The organism is Bradyrhizobium sp. WYCCWR 13022 (assembly GCF_030435535.1).
Taxonomy (GTDB): Bacteria; Pseudomonadota; Alphaproteobacteria; order Rhizobiales; family Xanthobacteraceae; genus Bradyrhizobium.
In genome coordinates, this window is the sequence record NZ_JAUIZJ010000031.1 from 1 (window position 1) to 15,909 (window position 15,909).

14 protein-coding genes are annotated in these 15,909 nt (G+C 63.9%); 2 read left to right on the forward strand and 12 right to left on the reverse strand.

Features of this window, described 5'->3' with window-relative positions; translation table 11 throughout:
* Positions 1 to 170 precede the first annotated feature (170 nt).
* The 4 genes from QY049_RS33405 to QY049_RS33420 form a co-directional block, all read right to left on the reverse strand.
* Positions 171 to 554 carry a RidA family protein gene (locus tag QY049_RS33405; RefSeq protein ID WP_258762887.1) on the reverse strand — a complete coding sequence of 128 codons (384 nt, stop codon included), beginning with the start codon at positions 552 to 554 and terminating at the stop codon, positions 171 to 173.
* Positions 555 to 595: 41 nt separating this feature from the next.
* Positions 596 to 2,212, reverse strand: coding sequence for an amidohydrolase family protein (locus QY049_RS33410; protein ID WP_258762888.1), 1,617 nt, complete (start codon positions 2,210 to 2,212; stop codon positions 596 to 598).
* A gap of 10 nt (positions 2,213 to 2,222) precedes the next feature.
* Positions 2,223 to 3,542: an MFS transporter gene (locus tag QY049_RS33415; protein WP_258762889.1), complete on the reverse strand. Its 1,320-nt coding sequence runs from the start codon at positions 3,540 to 3,542 to the stop codon at positions 2,223 to 2,225.
* Between the two features lie 290 nt (positions 3,543 to 3,832).
* The gene (locus QY049_RS33420) at positions 3,833 to 4,603 is read right to left on the reverse strand and encodes an IclR family transcriptional regulator (RefSeq protein WP_194477376.1); all 771 of its coding nucleotides are present in this window, start codon (positions 4,601 to 4,603) and stop codon (positions 3,833 to 3,835) included.
* Positions 4,604 to 5,049: 446 nt separating this feature from the next.
* On the opposite strand from QY049_RS33420, the gene QY049_RS33425 reads away from it, so the two are divergent.
* Positions 5,050 to 8,229, forward strand: a complete 3,180-nt coding sequence (locus tag QY049_RS33425; RefSeq protein ID WP_258762890.1) for a hypothetical protein — start codon at positions 5,050 to 5,052, stop codon at positions 8,227 to 8,229.
* Positions 8,230 to 8,346: 117 nt separating this feature from the next.
* On the opposite strand, the gene QY049_RS33430 is transcribed toward QY049_RS33425, so the two are convergent.
* The 5 genes from QY049_RS33430 to QY049_RS33450 all read right to left on the reverse strand — a co-directional run bounded on the left by QY049_RS33430 (position 8,347) and on the right by QY049_RS33450 (position 12,094).
* A complete protein-coding gene (locus tag QY049_RS33430; RefSeq protein ID WP_301270411.1) occupies positions 8,347 to 8,814 on the reverse strand; it encodes a hypothetical protein in 468 nt (155 codons plus the stop codon).
* Between the two features lie 26 nt (positions 8,815 to 8,840).
* Positions 8,841 to 9,356, reverse strand: a complete 516-nt coding sequence (locus tag QY049_RS33435) for a GNAT family N-acetyltransferase (RefSeq protein WP_194477379.1) — start codon at positions 9,354 to 9,356, stop codon at positions 8,841 to 8,843.
* A gap of 114 nt (positions 9,357 to 9,470) precedes the next feature.
* On the reverse strand, positions 9,471 to 10,406 hold the full coding sequence (locus QY049_RS33440) for a glycosyltransferase family 2 protein (RefSeq protein WP_258762892.1): 936 nt from the start codon (positions 10,404 to 10,406) through the stop codon (positions 9,471 to 9,473).
* On the reverse strand, positions 10,403 to 11,554 hold the full coding sequence (locus QY049_RS33445) for a hypothetical protein (RefSeq protein ID WP_258762893.1): 1,152 nt from the start codon (positions 11,552 to 11,554) through the stop codon (positions 10,403 to 10,405). Before QY049_RS33445 ends, QY049_RS33440 begins: the two co-directional genes overlap by 4 nt.
* Positions 11,555 to 11,602: 48 nt before the next feature.
* The gene (locus QY049_RS33450) at positions 11,603 to 12,094 is read right to left on the reverse strand and encodes an NUDIX domain-containing protein (protein ID WP_194477382.1); all 492 of its coding nucleotides are present in this window, start codon (positions 12,092 to 12,094) and stop codon (positions 11,603 to 11,605) included.
* Between the two features lie 104 nt (positions 12,095 to 12,198).
* Between QY049_RS33450 and QY049_RS33455 the strand changes: the two genes are divergently transcribed.
* Positions 12,199 to 13,080 carry a metallophosphoesterase gene (locus QY049_RS33455; RefSeq protein WP_258767027.1) on the forward strand — a complete coding sequence of 294 codons (882 nt, stop codon included), beginning with the start codon at positions 12,199 to 12,201 and terminating at the stop codon, positions 13,078 to 13,080.
* 38 nt (positions 13,081 to 13,118) lie between these two features.
* On the opposite strand, the gene QY049_RS33460 is transcribed toward QY049_RS33455, so the two are convergent.
* The 3 genes from QY049_RS33460 to QY049_RS33470 all read right to left on the reverse strand — a co-directional run bounded on the left by QY049_RS33460 (position 13,119) and on the right by QY049_RS33470 (position 15,731).
* Positions 13,119 to 13,673 (reverse strand): hypothetical protein, encoded by a 555-nt coding sequence (locus QY049_RS33460; protein ID WP_194477383.1) that lies wholly within the window; start codon positions 13,671 to 13,673, stop codon positions 13,119 to 13,121.
* Between the two features lie 190 nt (positions 13,674 to 13,863).
* Complete coding sequence (locus QY049_RS33465; RefSeq protein ID WP_008137787.1) at positions 13,864 to 14,073, reverse strand: hypothetical protein; 210 nt, start codon at positions 14,071 to 14,073, stop codon at positions 13,864 to 13,866.
* A 23-nt stretch (positions 14,074 to 14,096) separates the two neighbouring features.
* Positions 14,097 to 15,731: an isocitrate lyase gene (locus tag QY049_RS33470; RefSeq protein WP_194477384.1), complete on the reverse strand. Its 1,635-nt coding sequence runs from the start codon at positions 15,729 to 15,731 to the stop codon at positions 14,097 to 14,099.
* Positions 15,732 to 15,909 lie beyond the last annotated feature (178 nt).

Genomic DNA, 15,909 nt, shown 5'->3' on the forward strand with positions numbered 1-15,909 from the left:
TGAACGAAACGAGAATTGTGTTACCCATGTCGTCGGTTTGATCTGTTACCTATGTCGCCGGTTGCTCAGGAGTTTCGCGGACTATACTGATTCAACCAAAACGCATTCCACTTTAGCTACACAGAGCATTTGCGCCTGGGCCTGCGGGCCCCGGCGCAACAGGTGGCGCTTCACTTGCGATAGGCGACGCAGTCGATTTCCACCTTGCAGTCCACCACCATGCTCGACACCACGCAGGCCCGCGCCGGCGGATTGGCGCCGAAATATTCGGCGAAGACCTTGTTGAAGCTCTGGAAGTCGCGGGGGTCGTCGAGCCAGACGCCGCAACGCACGACATCCTTCGGATCGTAACCGGCCTCCGTCAGGATCGCGAGCATGTTGCGGATCGCCTTGTGCGATTGCGGGATGATGCCGCCCTCGATCACTTCGCCGTTCTCCATCGGCGTCTGGCCGGAGACATAGAGCCAGCCGTCGGCCTGCACCGCGCGAGCAAAGGGAAGGTGCTGGCCGCCGGTACCGGTGCCGCCGGCCGCGCCATATCGTTTCAGCGTCATTGCGAATCGTCCTGTGTGTGATGGCTGAGATTGCGGGGCCGTCATCCCGTGATCAAGGCCCGGCCGGGCCGCGCGAAGGTGCTGCGACCGCCTGCGACCACAGCCTCGCCGGCGACGAAAACCGAACGGATGCCCGCGGGCATTTCCGTCGGCGTCTCGAACGTCGCCTTGTCCATGATGGTCTCGTCGAACAGCGTGAGATCCGCGATCATGCCCGGCCGAAGAATGCCGCGGTCGGAGAGGCCGAAGCGTTGCGCCGGCATCGCGGTCATCCGCCGCACGGCATCTTCGAGCGTCAGCCAGCCTTGCTCGCGCGTCAGCCGGCCGGCGACACGCGGGAAACTGCCATAGGCGCGCGGATGCGGCTTGGTGCCCGGGCGGGGAATGCCGTCGGAGCCGACCATGTGCAGGCGATGGGTGAAGGCCGCACGCAGATCGGCCTCATCGAGCTGGAACATGATGATGCCGGTCTGGCCCTGGTCCTCCTCGATGCACCGAACCATCAGATCGAACGGGGAGATGCCGAGCTCGCGCGCGGCATCGACCATCGACTTGCCCTCGAGCGGCTTCAGCGCGGGATTGGCGGTGGCGGAGATGCGCACATTGTGCCAGCTGATCAGCACGATCTTGGACTGCGCGGCATGCGGATCGGGATCGCCCTCCTCCACCAGCACGCGCAGCGCCTCGCGCCTGGCCGGATCGCGCAGCCGCGCGCGCACGGCATCGATACCGCCTTCGAGCGCGGCCGGCGGCAGCAATTGCAGCATATAGGAGCTGCCGGCGGGGTACGGATACATGTCGAAGGAGATGTCGATGCCTTCCGCGCGCGCGGCCTCCAGCCGGTCGAGCGCCTTGGGGATCGCGCCCCAGTTCGGCTTTCCCGCCGATTGCAGATGCGACAGCAGTCCCGCTGCGCCCGAGGCGCGCAGGATCGCGATGAACTCGTCGATGGATGGCAAGAGGCCCGCTTCATAGCTGCGGACATGCGCGGTGAGCAGCTTGCCGTGCGCTCGCACGGTCTCCGCCAGCGCGTTCAGTTCGTTGGTGTCGGCATAAGCACTCGGCGGATAGACGAGGCCGAGCGACAGGCCGGCCGCGCCTTGCGAGAGCTGCTGCGCCAGCAGCGCCTGCATCGCCGCGATCTCCTCGCCGCTCGCCGCGCGGCGCTCGTAACCGAGCACGGCGAGCCTGATCGCGGCGTGTCCGACCAGCGAAACGAGGTTGAGCGCCACGCCTGGCCCTTCCAGGGCCTGCCGATAGCCGTCGAAACTGTCGAACACTTCGTCCGCCTGAGTCTCGCCGGCGAGTCCCGAGAAATGCAGCCGCAGCATCTCGGCGGAGCCCGCGGTCGCCGGATAGAGCGAGAAGCAGCAATTGCCGACCACGAGCGTGGTCACGCCCTGCAACACCTTCTCGGGCCTGTCAGGCTCGCGCAGGCAAATCAGGTCGTCGTGGCAATGGGCGTCGATGAAGCCGGGCGCCAGATAACACCCGCGCGCGTCGACGATGTCGGCGTCCTCCGCCGGCAAGGCGGCGCCGATCGCCGCGATGCGGTTGCCGCTGATGCGCAGGTCGGCCTCGAACCACGGGGCGCCGGTGCCGTCGATCAGCCTGGCGTTGCGGATCAGCGTGTCCTTGCCGCTGGAATTCCGGGGCATGCCCCTCTCCTCAGTGAACAGGCACCGCGCCGGCCGGCGGTACCTCCTCGAAATCGGGAATCGGCTCGATGCGGCCGAGCACCACGACATAAAAGAAGATGCCGATCAGCAGCACGACGCCCGCGATCATGAAGGCACCGGCGAAGGATTGGGTCCAGTCGACCACCACGCCGGTCACGATCGGCGCGAGCACACCCATCATGTTGTTGGTGAAATTCAGAATGCCGCCGACGGTTCCCGCCCCGCCCTTGGGCGCGATCAGCGACACGATCGAGGAGCCGACGGGAGCTGCGGCTGACAGCCCCGAGATCGCGATCGACAGCCACAACAGCGCCCAGCCCGGCTTCACCGTGAAGGCGGCGCCGATCACGGCGAGCCCCATCAGCATGCCGACGATGATCACCGACTGGCGCACCCGCGTCGAGTCGTAGCCACGCGCGATCAGATGATCCACCAGGAAGCCGCCGATCAGGAGGTCCGCCAAGGTCGCGAAGATCCACGGAATGGTCGAATAGCCCGCGGCCGACATCAGGTTCATGTGCATGGTCTGGGCGAGATAGCCCGGCAGCCAGGTCAGGAAGAGGTAGAAGGTGTAGCCATAGGCCGAAAAGCCGATGGTCAGGCCCCAGACCTTGCGGTTGCGCAGGAGGTAGCCGAGCATGCGGCTCTGTCCCGCTGCAGCGGGACCTTCGGGCGTGCCGCCGCCGGCGATGATGTAATCATGCTCCGCCTTCGAGAGCTTCGGATCTTCGCTCGGGTTGCGATAGATGACGTAGTAGGCGACGAAATAGAGGAAGCTCAGCACGGCGGTGACGCCGAAGCCCCAGCGCCAGCCATAGAGAAAGATCACATAGGCGACCAGCGGCACGCCGATCACGTTGGAGAACTTGGCGGCGGAATCGAAGATCGCGGTCGAGCGCGCGCGTTCGTCGAGGGGAAACCAGTGGCCGGTCGCCTTCTGGCTTGCCGGAAACGCCGGCGCTTCCGCAACACCGAGCAGCAGGCGCGCGGCGGCAATGCCCCACAATCCGCTTGCGAGCGCGGTGATGGTGGCGGCGACAGCCCAGAGGAAGCTCGAGGCTCGGCCGACCATGGTGACGCCGAAGCGGTCGAGCACCATGCCGCCGGGGACCTGCAGCAGCGAATAGGTCCAGAAGAACGCGCTGCCGAGCAGGCCGATGTCGGTCGCGGTGAGGCCGAGTTCCTTCGTCAGCTCGGGCGTCGCGGCGGAGAGCCCGACCCGATCGATGTAGTTGATGAGAATTCCGACGCCGAGCAGACAACCGATCAGCCAGCGTCGTCCGGGTACCTGTTGTCCTGCATTCGCCATTTTCGATTCCTCGCTTGGACACGCAGGAACGCGTCTCCCGCCCCGACATCGGGACGAGAGAACCTCATCGCGCCTGCAGCTACATTGTCTCTTATAGTGGACAATATTATCTTATAGCGACACGTTAGTTATTACGGCGGCGTGATGTCAAGCCCGGACATTCTAGTCCCTCCAGCCGCGAGGCGCATTTGCCGAACGTTGTGCGCTGCGTGCGCGAACATCGGGACGTGCATCGACGACGCGTGACACGATGCGGGAACATCGGTCACAGCGCCGCCGGAGGACTCAGCTCAGGTGCGATCGGAGAGTTCGGTTGCGGTGGCGACCAGATCGTCGAGCAGCGCGGTCCTGCGCTCCTTCACGGAATCTGCGGGAACCACGAAGCACAGCGTCGCAACCGCGACACCCTTCTTGTCACGGATGGGCGCCGCAAGACACGAGGTGAACCGATCGGACAGCGCCGTTGTCACGCATTTGCCGTCGCGCCTCGCGCGTGCGACGTCCTTGATGAAATCATCGACATCGAGCACGCGGCCGTCAGGAAGACGAAAATCCTCTTTCGGAACGAACGCACGGATCTCCGCCGGGCTCATGTGATCGAGCAGCAGCCGGCCCGATGCCGTCCACGGCAGCGGCACCTCGATGCCGACATCCGTGGTGATCCGAAACAGGCCCGACCCGTCCCTGGTATCGACCACCACATATTTGCGGCCACGCAGCGCGCAGAGCTGCGCCGTGGCGCTGTGCTGGGTCGCGAGCCGGTCGAGCGCTTCGCGGCATCGGCGATGCAGCGGATTGGCCTCCGCATAGGCCCGCCCGTAGAGATGCACCGCCTTGCCGAAATAGACCTGGCCGCCGTCGCCGACGTTCTCGAGCAGGTCAGCTTCGATCAGGCGGTTGGCGATGGCATAGACGGTCGAGCGCGGCGCGCCCATCTGCTTGGCGAGATCGCTGAGTTTGGACGGTGCGCGCAAATGCAGCAGTGCTTCCAGGAGATCGATGGTCCGATCGATCCCGTTCTGGCGTTCCGCGGGCGAGGCGCCCTTCTTCGATGCAGCCAAACTTCACATGTCCTTCGTCAGCTTCGCCTGCCGCTTTTGGCATAAACCGCGCGAGCGGTATAGCGTGTCCGCCTTTGCGCATTCAGAATTCAGCTTGAATGTTATCCAGCTCACAAAGCTGCAGCCACTCAGCGACGGATTTGCCGCAAGCGTGATCAACCCCTCCTTCAAACCTGTGGTAGCATCTCCTCGTGAAGCTCTATTAGCGTGCAATTGCATTGAGCACCATGGCAGGTTGTGATTTCAAAACTGCCCGTGCCGAATTCGGCTTGCAACGATCGCATTGCTTGCGTTCAACCTGCCGGACAACTAGCCAGATTTAATTGCGCGCAGGCGAGGCCAAGCGTCTGCAAGCCATAGCACCTTGAACTGCGGAATTTTCTCGAAGCCGCGCCTGCGCAAACCAGAAGCGATCGCGAGACATTTCAGTTTCAAGGAGTGGCAATATGGCTCTCAGCAGCACCAGCTTGACCGATATTGGACAAGGCGCCGGCAAGACCACCAATTTCTGGATACGATACGAGAATTCGCTCGCCGACCAGACCAACGTCATCAACAACGCCAATTCCCTGCTCAGCAACATCAGTCCCTCGCTGAGCGTCATCGAGAACGAGTTCAACGTCACCACCGGCTGGTTCGGCACACCCTCCAGCCAGTTCGGCACCGGCGCGCGGCAAGAGGTTCGCCTCGATCAGGCCGACTCTGCCCTTTCGGGCGGAGGCTTCTCCTTTCCCGGCGCCAGCAACAACGGCGTCGGCAATCCGATCAGCCTCGACTCGCAAAACCTGATGAGCGACGCGCCGCTGCCGGCGCAGCGCGTCGGCATGGTGTTCATTGCCGAGTGGGTCGAGGTGCTGATGGGCATTCGCGGCAATTGGAACGCCGGTGACAGCAGCGGCGAAGGCTTGTCGCATTGGTCGGCCATCACCCGCTTCCAGCAGGGCCATGACAATTATTACAGCTCGTTCGTCGCGAACTGGCTGAACGGAGACGGCAACCCCAATCAGGGAACGATCCTGCCGAACCCGGCGCGCGGCGACTGGGTCAACACGACCTATACCGGCTCGACCGTGAGCGACGGCACGTTCGTGCACGGCGACGGCGATCCCGTCAGCTACGGCTGCGCGCTCGGCTTCATCTACTACCTCAACGTCCAGCTCGGCTTCAGCATCAACCAGATCATTACGAACTACAATTCCAACCTGGCGAGCGTCTATCACGCCCTAACCAGCGACAATTCCAACCCGTTCCCGATCTTCCTCGGTCTCGTCGAGAGCGTCTATCCGCCCGGAACGACCGCGTCGATTTCCGGCCCCAATAGAAACAATCCCTTCCCGATCGCGCGCGTCTCCTTCGGTGCCGGCAAGAACACGTTCGGCAAGGACGAGACGCAGGACATCATCAACACGCAAGGAGGCTACGTTCCCAACGCCTTCACGATCTTCATCGAGGGATTCAGCAAGAGCTCGTTCCTGTCGCTCGGCATCACGGTCGGAAGTTTTGGCGGCTCGTTCTCGAGCCTTGCCGGCGTGGCGATCACGCCCAGTCCAACAGGCGTGCAGTTCGAGAGCGGCGTCAACGACTTCACGCCGCAGCGTATCGAAATTCCCTACGACCTGCATATCGACACGCCGTTGCTGGCACAGTTCCCCCCAACAGGCGGCGAGACCGAATTCGACCTCACGGTCTCGCTGAATGCCTCCGCGACCGGACAGGTCAGCGGCTCGCAGGCCTCGATGCAGTTCGAGCTGATCGCCGGCGCCGATCCTTACTTCACGAATTTGAACGCGGACCACAGCAACCTGCCCTATCTCAGCCAGGACCTGCGCGTCTTCACGATCACCCCGGCGCTGAATGCGGCGCCGATCCCCGGCGTGCCCGCACTCGCCGACAACGTCTCCGGCGCCTACACCTATATCCAGGACCTGCTGTCGCGCTGGAATTCCGCGGCCAACGGCTTCACCAATCCGAACGGCCCCGATCCGTTCACGACGATCCTGCCCGACCAGGGCGACGCCAACCAGGGCGACTCGTCCGTGAACCCGTTCACCGTGCAGATCAGCGGCACGTTCCCGCCCAATATCAGCATCGACAACAATTACAGCTTCGCCGTCGCGCGCGTGCGCTTGCGTGGCTCCGCGGGATCGATGGCCAACAATGTCCGCGTTTTCTTCAGGCTGTTCACCACCCAGACCAACGACACCGACTATGACATCAACGGCGCTTATCTCTCCAACAACGATGCCGCCGGCAAGCCGGGGTCGCCGAGGCCGGGTGCTGGCAACACCTCGATTCCGTTCTTCGCCACCAACAATTTCTCGAGCCAGACCGACTATGCCGGCGGCCCCAACATCCAGACGCTGGCGATCCCCGACCATCAGGATCAGCTCTGGGGATATTACGGCTGTTTCCTCAATCTCTACGACAGCGGCAACGTCATCAACGGCGCGCAGGTGCAGACCTATCTGAACGGCACGCACCATTGCATTGTCGCGCAGATCGCCTTCGACGATGCGCCGATTCCGCAAGGCGTCTCGCCGCTGTCCTGGGACCAGCTCGCACAGCGCAATCTCCAGGTGACGCGCTCCGACAATCCGGGCCCCGCAGCCACGCATCGCATTCCACAGACTTTCGACACGAAGCCAGGCCGCGTCGTCCGTGCGCCGCTAGGGCCGAACACGATCTACCCGGACGAATTGATGATCGAATGGGGCAGCGTGCCGACAGGCTCAGTCGCCTCGCTGTACTGGCCGCAGGTGCATGCCAGCGACGTGCTGGCGCTCGCCAAGGCCTTCTACGGCGTCTCTCCGCTCGGCATGAGCGATGCCAATACGATCCGGATCCCGATCACGCGCGGCGTCAGCTACGTGCCGATTCCGTCGGGCGCCGGCGACAATTTCGCCGGCCTCATCACCATCGACCTTCCCCAAGGCGTTCGCAGCGGACAGGTGTTCGACGTGACGGTCAAACGGCTCGGCACGCGCATCGGCAAGCCATTGCCGCCTCCACCTCCGCCGCCCGGCCCCAAGCTGCAGACCGCGCCGACATTGGTGCATGCCGACGGCAAGACGGCGCAGGTGGGAACCGCCAAGGGCAGCTCCAAACCCCATCGCACCAGGCCGACGGAGGTGGAGCGGCTGACTCAATGGCGCTACGTCGTCGGCACGTTCCAGATCCGCATTCCCGTGACCACGGGCGACAAGATCCTCCCTGCTGAAGAGACGACGCTCGCAATCATGAAATGGCGGCTGGAGCAGATGTCACCGTCCAATCGCTGGCACCCGGTGCTGGTCCGCTACACCAAGTACATCTCCGACCGCGTCGACGGCCTCGGCGGCAATGCGAGTGCCGTGCCGCCTTCGCTGACCTTTGTGCCACCCTTGCCGAAGCGGCCGCATGAACCCGAGCGAGAGCGTTGCGGCAAGGTCTGCGAGGTTCTGTACGACTGCCACGGCGAGTTCACCGGCTTCATTCTCGAGGATTGCTGCGAGACGCATGTGTTCCACAGCCGGGCCAGAAACATCGGCAATCTTGCCGTGGAAGCCTGTCGCTACGGATTGACGCTATGTGTCTGGGTCGACGGCAAGGATCGCGAGAAGATCCGCAAGCTTGCGATCAAGGCTTAGGGAGCCGGCGCGGAGAGACGATCCCGTCGATATGATGGCACGGCCGTGCGTAAGCGCGCTTGGCTCGAGAGAAGGCGCCGTGCACAAGGGCTTACACCTTGGTGCGGCGCCGGCAGATCAGGAGCCCTGCATATAGCGAACGGGATTTTCGGGATCCGCTTCGAAGATGCCGGCAACCTCTGCGAACAGCGTCGATACGGTATCCTGCTTGAGATCGTCGAACCGCTCGAAACTGAAATTGTTGCCGCCCATGCGAAGTTCGCCCAGCTTGCCGGCATAGCGGGATACGATCGGCGCGCCTTGCCTGGTTACCGTCACGTACGCGCTGATGTAGTTTTTCTGGAGCGCAACGCCGATCACCGGCCAGTCCGTGCTTCTTCCCGACTTGATGGCGTAGCGAAACTTGCCATAGCCGATCATCTTCATGCGCATGCCCGCCTCTCCCGCCGGCGTTCCCTGATGGAAATGGCGCTTGAGGGCCGGCGCGGCGGCGACAATCAGCTCGTGCAACTCGGTCAGATCGCGCTTTCGCTCGGGATCGAAATCGAGATAGGCCTGCAATGAATCGGCTGTGACGCGGAACATGTGAGCCTCGACTTGTGGCTGGTCCGTTACCCCCGCGCCTTGCTCCAGTCCGGAGCAACCGCGCCCGAGACGCCCTCGAACGCGCCGTCAGCGAGCTCGAACACCAGGACGCGCGCGGCATCGACCGGGCCCGGCATGGTGACGCGGCCCTTGGGGACTAGCTTGAATCCGATGCGGCTGTAATAGGGCTCGTCGCCGACCAGCAGCACGATGCGATGTCCCTTGTCCTTGGCGTCCTTCAAGGCCCGCTCCATCAGCATGCGGCCGATGCCGCGGCTGCGGAACGGCGGCTCGACCGTGAGCGGCCCGAGCAGCAGCGCCGGCGTCTCGCCGATCATGATCGGCAATTGCCTGACGGAGCCGACCAGCAGCGTGCCGATGCGGGCCGTGAAGGAGACGTCGAGCAGATGGTCGACGTGCTCGCGGATTCGATAGGCGCTCAGCACGAAACGGCCGGGGCCGAACGTGCGCTCGTGCAGCCGCTCGATCGCCTGGGCGTCGCCTGGGGCTTCGGGACGGATGGTGATGGAGAGATCGTTCATGTTGCCAAAGCGTTTTCGAGCGAAGTGGATCCCGGTTCGCGTTGAGAAAACGCGTCAATAGAGGAATCGGAGTAGCATCTGGACGTCCTGCCGTCCATGGGAGCGCGCTCGTCGTCAGCTCGTTTTCGGCGCCGGCTGGGACAGATAGGCCAGCATCTTCATCTCCCGCCGCCCCCGCGTCACGGTGTCGAGCACGAGGCCCGAGGAGACCGACAGCATCGCCATGATCATCAGGCCCATCGACAGCACGGCGGTCGGCAGCCGCGGCACCAGCCCGGTCTCGATGAAGGTGATCACGATGGGGATCGAGAGCAGGACCGACACCACCGCCAGCAGGATGCCGATGGCACCGAAGAAGCGCAGCGGCTTTTCCGCGCGGTAGAGTTTCAGCATGGTGCCGAGAATGCGAAAGCCGTCGCGCCAGGTGTTGAGCTTCGAGAACGATCCCTCGGGTCGCGCGTAATAGGGCGTCTCGAGTTCGGCGACCGGCAACGACAATTCCAGCGCATAGACCGCAAGCTCGGTTTCGATCTCGAAACCATCCGACAGCACCGGGAACGATTTGACGAAGCGGCGCGAGAACACCCGGTAGCCGGACAGGATGTCCTGGAAATCGCGGCCGAAAGTCCAGGCCAGAAACCCGGTCAGCATGCGGTTGCCGGTGCGATGGCCGAGACGGTAGGCCGCCTGCGACTGGTCGATACGGAGCCCGACCACCATGTCGAGATGCTCGTCGAGCAGCTTGTCGATCATGCGTGGAGCGCTCGGCGCGTCGTAGGTGGCGTCGCCATCGACCAGCACGTAGATGTCGGCCTCGACGTCGGCGAACATGCGCCGTACGACATGGCCTTTGCCCTGCCGCCGCTCGCTGCGCACGATCGCGCCGGCCTCGAGCGCAACAGCCGCAGTGCGGTCGCGCGAATTGTTGTCGTAGACGTAGATCTCCGCCGCGGGCAGCGCGCCGCGAAAACTTTCGACGACGGTCGCGACCGCGGCCTCCTCATTGTAGCAGGGCACCAGCACGGCGATGCGGGGTTGCGCCGATGTCATCGCGGCTGCGCTCCGAGGCCGGCCGCGTCGGTCCGGACCAGTGCCGCCTCACGCGCCTCGGCCGGCTGCAGCAGCCGGGCGAACGACAACGTCCACAGCGACAGCATCGCGATCGGCACGACATAGTACGGCGTGAAGATCGGATGGCTCATGAAGAAGCCGAGATTGACGACGAGGTTGCCGACAACCACGAAGGCTGCCTGACGCACATGGCCCTCGCCGGCCCGCAACAGCCAGGCCGTCGCGCCGATCGCAAGCACGATCAGCACGAACTGCATGTCGCGCAGATACTGGCCGAACACCGCAAGATCGAAGGCCGGCGCGACCACGTCGGCACTGCCATAGGTCGTGGCCAGCGCACTGCCGGCATTGATGGCCTGGGCGACCAGCGTCGGCGCCATGCCGACAAGCACGCCGGCACCGAAGGCGAGTCCCTGCACGAAGGTCGCGAGCGAGCGCGTCCACAGGAAGGGAATACCGAGGAACAGGAAATAGCCCGCCGCGAGCAGCGCGTTCGGCAGCCTGAAATTGACGGACGCGCCGAGCAGAAGGCCGGTGAGCGCGATCAGCAGGATGCTGCGCTTGTCCCTGGCCAGCCACAGCGCCGTCAGGAAGCCGGCGACGGCGCACAGCGCCATGGTCGGCGCGACCGAATAGCTCGCCTTGGCCGGATTGATCATGAGGTACACGGCAAGCGCGCCGAACAGGCCTGCACCAACGAGCGACGGCAGCGTCCGCGCCAGGAAAATGCCTGACAGCGCGAGGCCGCAGACGATCAGGCTCGCGGCAATATAGAGCGGCACCACCTGATGTCCCTCGGAAAACAGCGCCAGCAGAAAGCCGGTGCCGGGCGGATATTGCAACACGACCTTGCCGCTTCGCATCGGGTTGTGGCAGGGCCAGCGGATCGGATCCCTCCACTCGGCGAAACCGATCTCCTTCAACTTGCCTTCGAAATAGCGATCGTCATCCCTGATAGCGTTGGTATCGAGCCCGCCGGCGCCGAAGCGCTGGAAGAGATGCGCCTGACGGAGATAGCAGATGTCGTCATAGACCCCGCGCGCCTCGCTCCAGCGCGACATTGTCCAAATGTTGCTGGCGAGGATTGCAAGGCAGATCAGGCCGAAGGCAAGTTTTGCAGCTTTCATCAGGTTTCCGTGGCGCCCGTTCGGACGGGTTACTAGCATAGCCGGCCCTCAGCGCCACGTCGTCATCAGCGGCTTGCCATCCAGCACCTCAGCGAGCCGCAGCCGTGTACCGTTCGTGGTCCCCTCGGGCAAGCAAGCGGCGTCGAAGAAGCCGCATTCGATGATCTCGCGATTGGGCTCCGGCAGGCGGTCCTGGCGGAAATGCCTGACGACGTAGACTGCGACATGGTCGCGGCGGGAGACGTGGCTGTTGAGGAAGATGCCGTGCAGCATGGCCTCCCCGGTCAGGTCGATATCGCCCTCCTCCTTGAGCTCCCGGCGCATCGCCTGTTCCATGGTCTCGCCAAAGTCGACGCCGCCGCCCGGCAGATACCAGCCCGAGACGTAGCTGTGCTTGACCAGGAACACCCTGCCGTCGGCATCGAGCACCACGGCCCGGACGCCGAGCGTCATGCCACGGACCACCAGGAAATAGGCGTGGAAGAATCGCCGCAGCAGCGGCTCGAATCTCCGTCGGATCTGGTCCAGGCGCTTCGCCATTAGCCTCTCGTGATGCGCCTTCTCAGGCTTCGCTTGCGCGTTGCCGGCGACCTTGCCATTACAGCAGGGGAATAGCGAGGCAATCGCGCGCGATGACATCTTTCTTGGCACCCTTCACGCTCGCCCATCTGTCCGACCCGCACCTGCCGCCGTTGCCGAAGCCGCGGCTGATCGAGCTCGCAGGCAAGCGCGCGCTCGGCTACGTCAACTGGACGCGCAACCGCCACAAATACCAGCGCCGCGAGGTGCTCGACGCGCTGGTCGCCGATTTGCAGGCGCAGGCGCCGGACCACATCGCGGTGACAGGCGATCTCGTCAATCTGGCGATGGAGGCGGAGTTCGCGCCGGCGCGCGCCTGGCTCGACGAGGTCGGCCCGCCCGATCGCGTCACCACGATCCCCGGCAATCACGACGCCTATGTCCGCGCTACCTTTCATCGCTTCGGCGAGACCTTTGCGCCCTACCTTGCCGGCGACGACGGCCGCATCGGCTTTCCCGGCGTGCGCCGGCGCGGCCCAGCCGCGCTGATCAGCCTCTCCAGTGCCGTGCCGACGCCGCCCTTGATGGCGACGGGCACGCTCGGTCGCGATCAGCTCAAAGATCTCGAGAACGTTCTCGACCGGCTTGCTGCCGAGGACGTCTTCCGCGTGCTGCTGGTGCATCATCCCCTCAAGTCCGTCGCGCGCCAGAAGCGGCTGACGGATTCCGCAGGCCTGCTGGCGCTGCTCAAGCGCCATGGCGTCGAGCTGATCCTGCACGGACACGACCACATTCATTCGACGATGTGGTTCGAAGGCCCCAACGGCAACATTCCCGCGATCGGCGTGCCGTCGGCCTCGGCGCTCGCGCACGGGCGTTATCCGGCGGCCGCCTACAATCTGTTTGAGATCGAGAAGGACAATACCGGCTGGCGCTGCGAGCAGATCGTGCGGAGCATCGATCATGGCTTGCAGATCCGGGAGATCAAGCGCGCGCGGCTGCTTTGAATCGCGCGTGTCGGCGCGAGCACGGACGGCGCAAGCAATCACCAGCTCCGCAACGCCGCGAGCACGGCGACACCGAACAGTGCGGCGGCACCGAGGATGAAGCCGAACAGGAACGGCCAGACGCGCGAGCGGCGCGGCTGCTCCGCGATCTCCTCCTTCGGCTCTGACGGCACCACCATCGCACGCTCGCGCTCGATCATGCGGCGGGCGACGTAGTCGGTCACGGCGTCGACGATCACCGCCGTGTCGTGCGATTCGGCGAGCACGATGCGGCCGAAGCGGGTGTCCTGGACGAAGCGGTACTGCCGCTTGTCGCGCCCCATCATGATGTGGGCGACGACGTCGATCCAGAGCCTGGGCGTATCGCCCTGGCTGATGCCGCGGTCGAACAGATCGATCTGGTCGGGCACCTGGGCGAACAGCGGATCGAGCGCGTCGTTGAGGATCTCGAGCCGCGCCACCTCGGCGTCCCTGAGATCGACGACCACCCCGGTCCGGTCGGCGGCCTCGATCCGCGCGCGCAGCAGCGCATCGCGCAGCCGCATCGGGCGCGGCTGGCTGGGATGGGTACCGCTGGTTTCGGGCTCTGACATTGCCGGCCTCGTCCTCAACTCTCCCCGTTAACCTATCAGCAACCATAAGGTCCGCAAAGGGCTCGTTATTCCAGACACTTACCGTGCCCACAGGCCGTTGATGTGTGCCAAAAACAGACGATCCCACCCGGCTTGCGCCGGATGGGACCCTCCGTCCTTGGACGTCTTCTTAGAGTTTGTCAGCCAGCCGTCAGGCCGAGACCCGCGACGGCTCTTCCACGATCGAGAAGCGGACGCCGGCCTTGTGGCGGTTCTCTTCCGAAACCGAGCGCCAGGCGTCCTCGGCTTCCTTGCGGGTCTTGAACGGACCCTGCACCTGGGCCGAGCCCTCGACCAGCTTGTGGAAGTTCATCGAGCCGAACTCGCCGCCGATCACCCAGAAATTGCTGCCTTTGGTCATTGTCAGTCTCCTCTTGGATGGCGTTAGCCGAACTGGTTCATCGTGTTGTGAGCGCCGCCCGCCTTCAGGGCAGCCTCACCTGCGAAGTACTCCTTGTGATCGTCGCCGATGTCGGAGCCGGCCATGTTCTGGTGCTTGGCGCAGGCGATGCCCTGACGGATCTCCTGGCGCTGCACGTTCTTGACGTAACCGAGCATGCCCTGCTCGCCGAAATACTCCTTGGCGAGGTTGTCGGTGGACAGTGCCGCGGTGTGGTAGGTCGGCAGCGTGATCAGGTGATGGAAGATGCCGGCGCGCTTTGCCGAATCCGCCTGGAAGGTCCGGATGCGCTCGTCGGCTTCGATCGCCAGCGGCGTATCGTCGTATTCCGGCTTCATCAGCTCGGCGCGGTTGTACTTGCTGACATCCTTGCCGGCTTCCTTCATCGCGTCGTAGACCTGCTGACGGAAGTTGATGGTCCAGTTGAACGACGGCGAGTTGTTGTAGGCCAGCTTGGCGTTCGGGATGACCTCACGGATGCGGTCGACCATCTTGGCGATCTGCTCGATATGCGGCTTCTCGGTCTCGATCCACAGCAGGTCTGCACCGTTCTGGAGCGAGGTGATGCTGTCGAGCACGCAGCGGTCCTCGCCCGTGCCGGGACGGAACTGGTAGAGGTTCGAAGGTAGCCGCTTCGGACGCATCATCTTGCCGTTGCGGTTGATGATGACGTCGCCGTTGCGGGCGTTCGCCGCGGTGACTTCCTCGCAATCGAGGAAGCTGTTGTACTGGTCGCCGATGTCACCGGGCTTGTGGCTGACGGCGATCTGCTGCGTCAAACCAGCGCCGAGCGAGTCGGTGCGGGTGACGATGACGCCGTCTTCGACGCCGAGCTCGAGGAAGGCGTGGCGGCAGGCGCGGATCTTGGCGATGAACACTTCGTGCGGAACGGTGACCTTGCCGTCCTGGTGACCGCACTGCTTCTCGTCCGAGACCTGGTTCTCGATCTGGAGCGCGCAGGCGCCCGCTTCGATCATCTTCTTGGCGAGCAGATAGGTCGCCTCGGCATTGCCGAAGCCCGCGTCGATGTCGGCGATGACGGGAACGACGTGAGTCTGGAAGTTGTCGATCTTCGCGATCAGCTCCTTCTCGCGCGTCTTGTCGCCTTCCTTGCGCGCCTTGTCGAGCGCACGGAAGATGTCGTTGAGCTCGCGGGAATCCGCCTGGCGAAGGAACGTGTAGAGTTCCTCGATCAGCGCCGGCACCGAGGTCTTCTCGTGCATCGACTGGTCGGGCAGCGGTCCGAACTCGGAGCGCAGCGCCGCGATCATCCAGCCGGAGAGATACAGGTAGGTGCGATCGGTCTTGCCGCCGAAATGCTTCTTGACCGAGATCAGCTTCTGCTGGGCGATGAAGCCGTGCCAGCAGCCGAGCGACTGGGTGTACTTGGTCGGATCCTTGTCATAGGCCGCCATGTCCGCGCGCATCAGCGCCGCGGTGTAACGGGCAACGTCCAGACCGGTCCTGAAACGGTTCTGAAGGCGCATGCGCGCGACAGCCTCGGCCGAGACCCCGTTCCAGGTCGGCTGGGTCTCGAGGAGCGCCCGGGCCGCGTCGATCTCGCTCTGATACGAGGCCGGGCCCTGGAGGGTGTTGATACCGCGGGGCTGGTAGTTCATGTGCCTGATCCCTTTCGACGGATGGCAAAGCGAAAGGCCTTGTCATCGACATTTTTGACAATGCATTGCGAAATGCGTGTCACGAGATAAACGCGAGAAAGAGAAGTTCGTACAGGGGCCTTGTATTTGAATGGTGATGTCATGTAACATCAGAACATGTAATAGATGTTATTTTGTA

What these genes read in the sequence shown, in the direction of transcription:
- QY049_RS33445 (WP_258762893.1), bottom strand. Translation starts at nt 11,554, where the DNA reads ATGAAAGCTGCAAAACTTGCCTTCGGCCTGATCTGCCTTGCAATCCTC.
- QY049_RS33440 (WP_258762892.1), bottom strand. Translation starts at nt 10,406, where the DNA reads ATGACATCGGCGCAACCCCGCATCGCCGTGCTGGTGCCCTGCTACAAT.
- QY049_RS33425 (WP_258762890.1), top strand. Translation starts at nt 5,050, where the DNA reads ATGGCTCTCAGCAGCACCAGCTTGACCGATATTGGACAAGGCGCCGGC.
- QY049_RS33450 (WP_194477382.1), bottom strand. Translation starts at nt 12,094, where the DNA reads ATGGCGAAGCGCCTGGACCAGATCCGACGGAGATTCGAGCCGCTGCTG.
- QY049_RS33410 (WP_258762888.1), bottom strand. Translation starts at nt 2,212, where the DNA reads ATGCCCCGGAATTCCAGCGGCAAGGACACGCTGATCCGCAACGCCAGG.
- QY049_RS33460 (WP_194477383.1), bottom strand. Translation starts at nt 13,673, where the DNA reads ATGTCAGAGCCCGAAACCAGCGGTACCCATCCCAGCCAGCCGCGCCCG.
- QY049_RS33415 (WP_258762889.1), bottom strand. Translation starts at nt 3,542, where the DNA reads ATGGCGAATGCAGGACAACAGGTACCCGGACGACGCTGGCTGATCGGT.
- QY049_RS33405 (WP_258762887.1), bottom strand. Translation starts at nt 554, where the DNA reads ATGACGCTGAAACGATATGGCGCGGCCGGCGGCACCGGTACCGGCGGC.
- QY049_RS33435 (WP_194477379.1), bottom strand. Translation starts at nt 9,356, where the DNA reads ATGAACGATCTCTCCATCACCATCCGTCCCGAAGCCCCAGGCGACGCC.
- QY049_RS33465 (WP_008137787.1), bottom strand. Translation starts at nt 14,073, where the DNA reads ATGACCAAAGGCAGCAATTTCTGGGTGATCGGCGGCGAGTTCGGCTCG.
- QY049_RS33470 (WP_194477384.1), bottom strand. Translation starts at nt 15,731, where the DNA reads ATGAACTACCAGCCCCGCGGTATCAACACCCTCCAGGGCCCGGCCTCG.
- QY049_RS33430 (WP_301270411.1), bottom strand. Translation starts at nt 8,814, where the DNA reads ATGTTCCGCGTCACAGCCGATTCATTGCAGGCCTATCTCGATTTCGAT.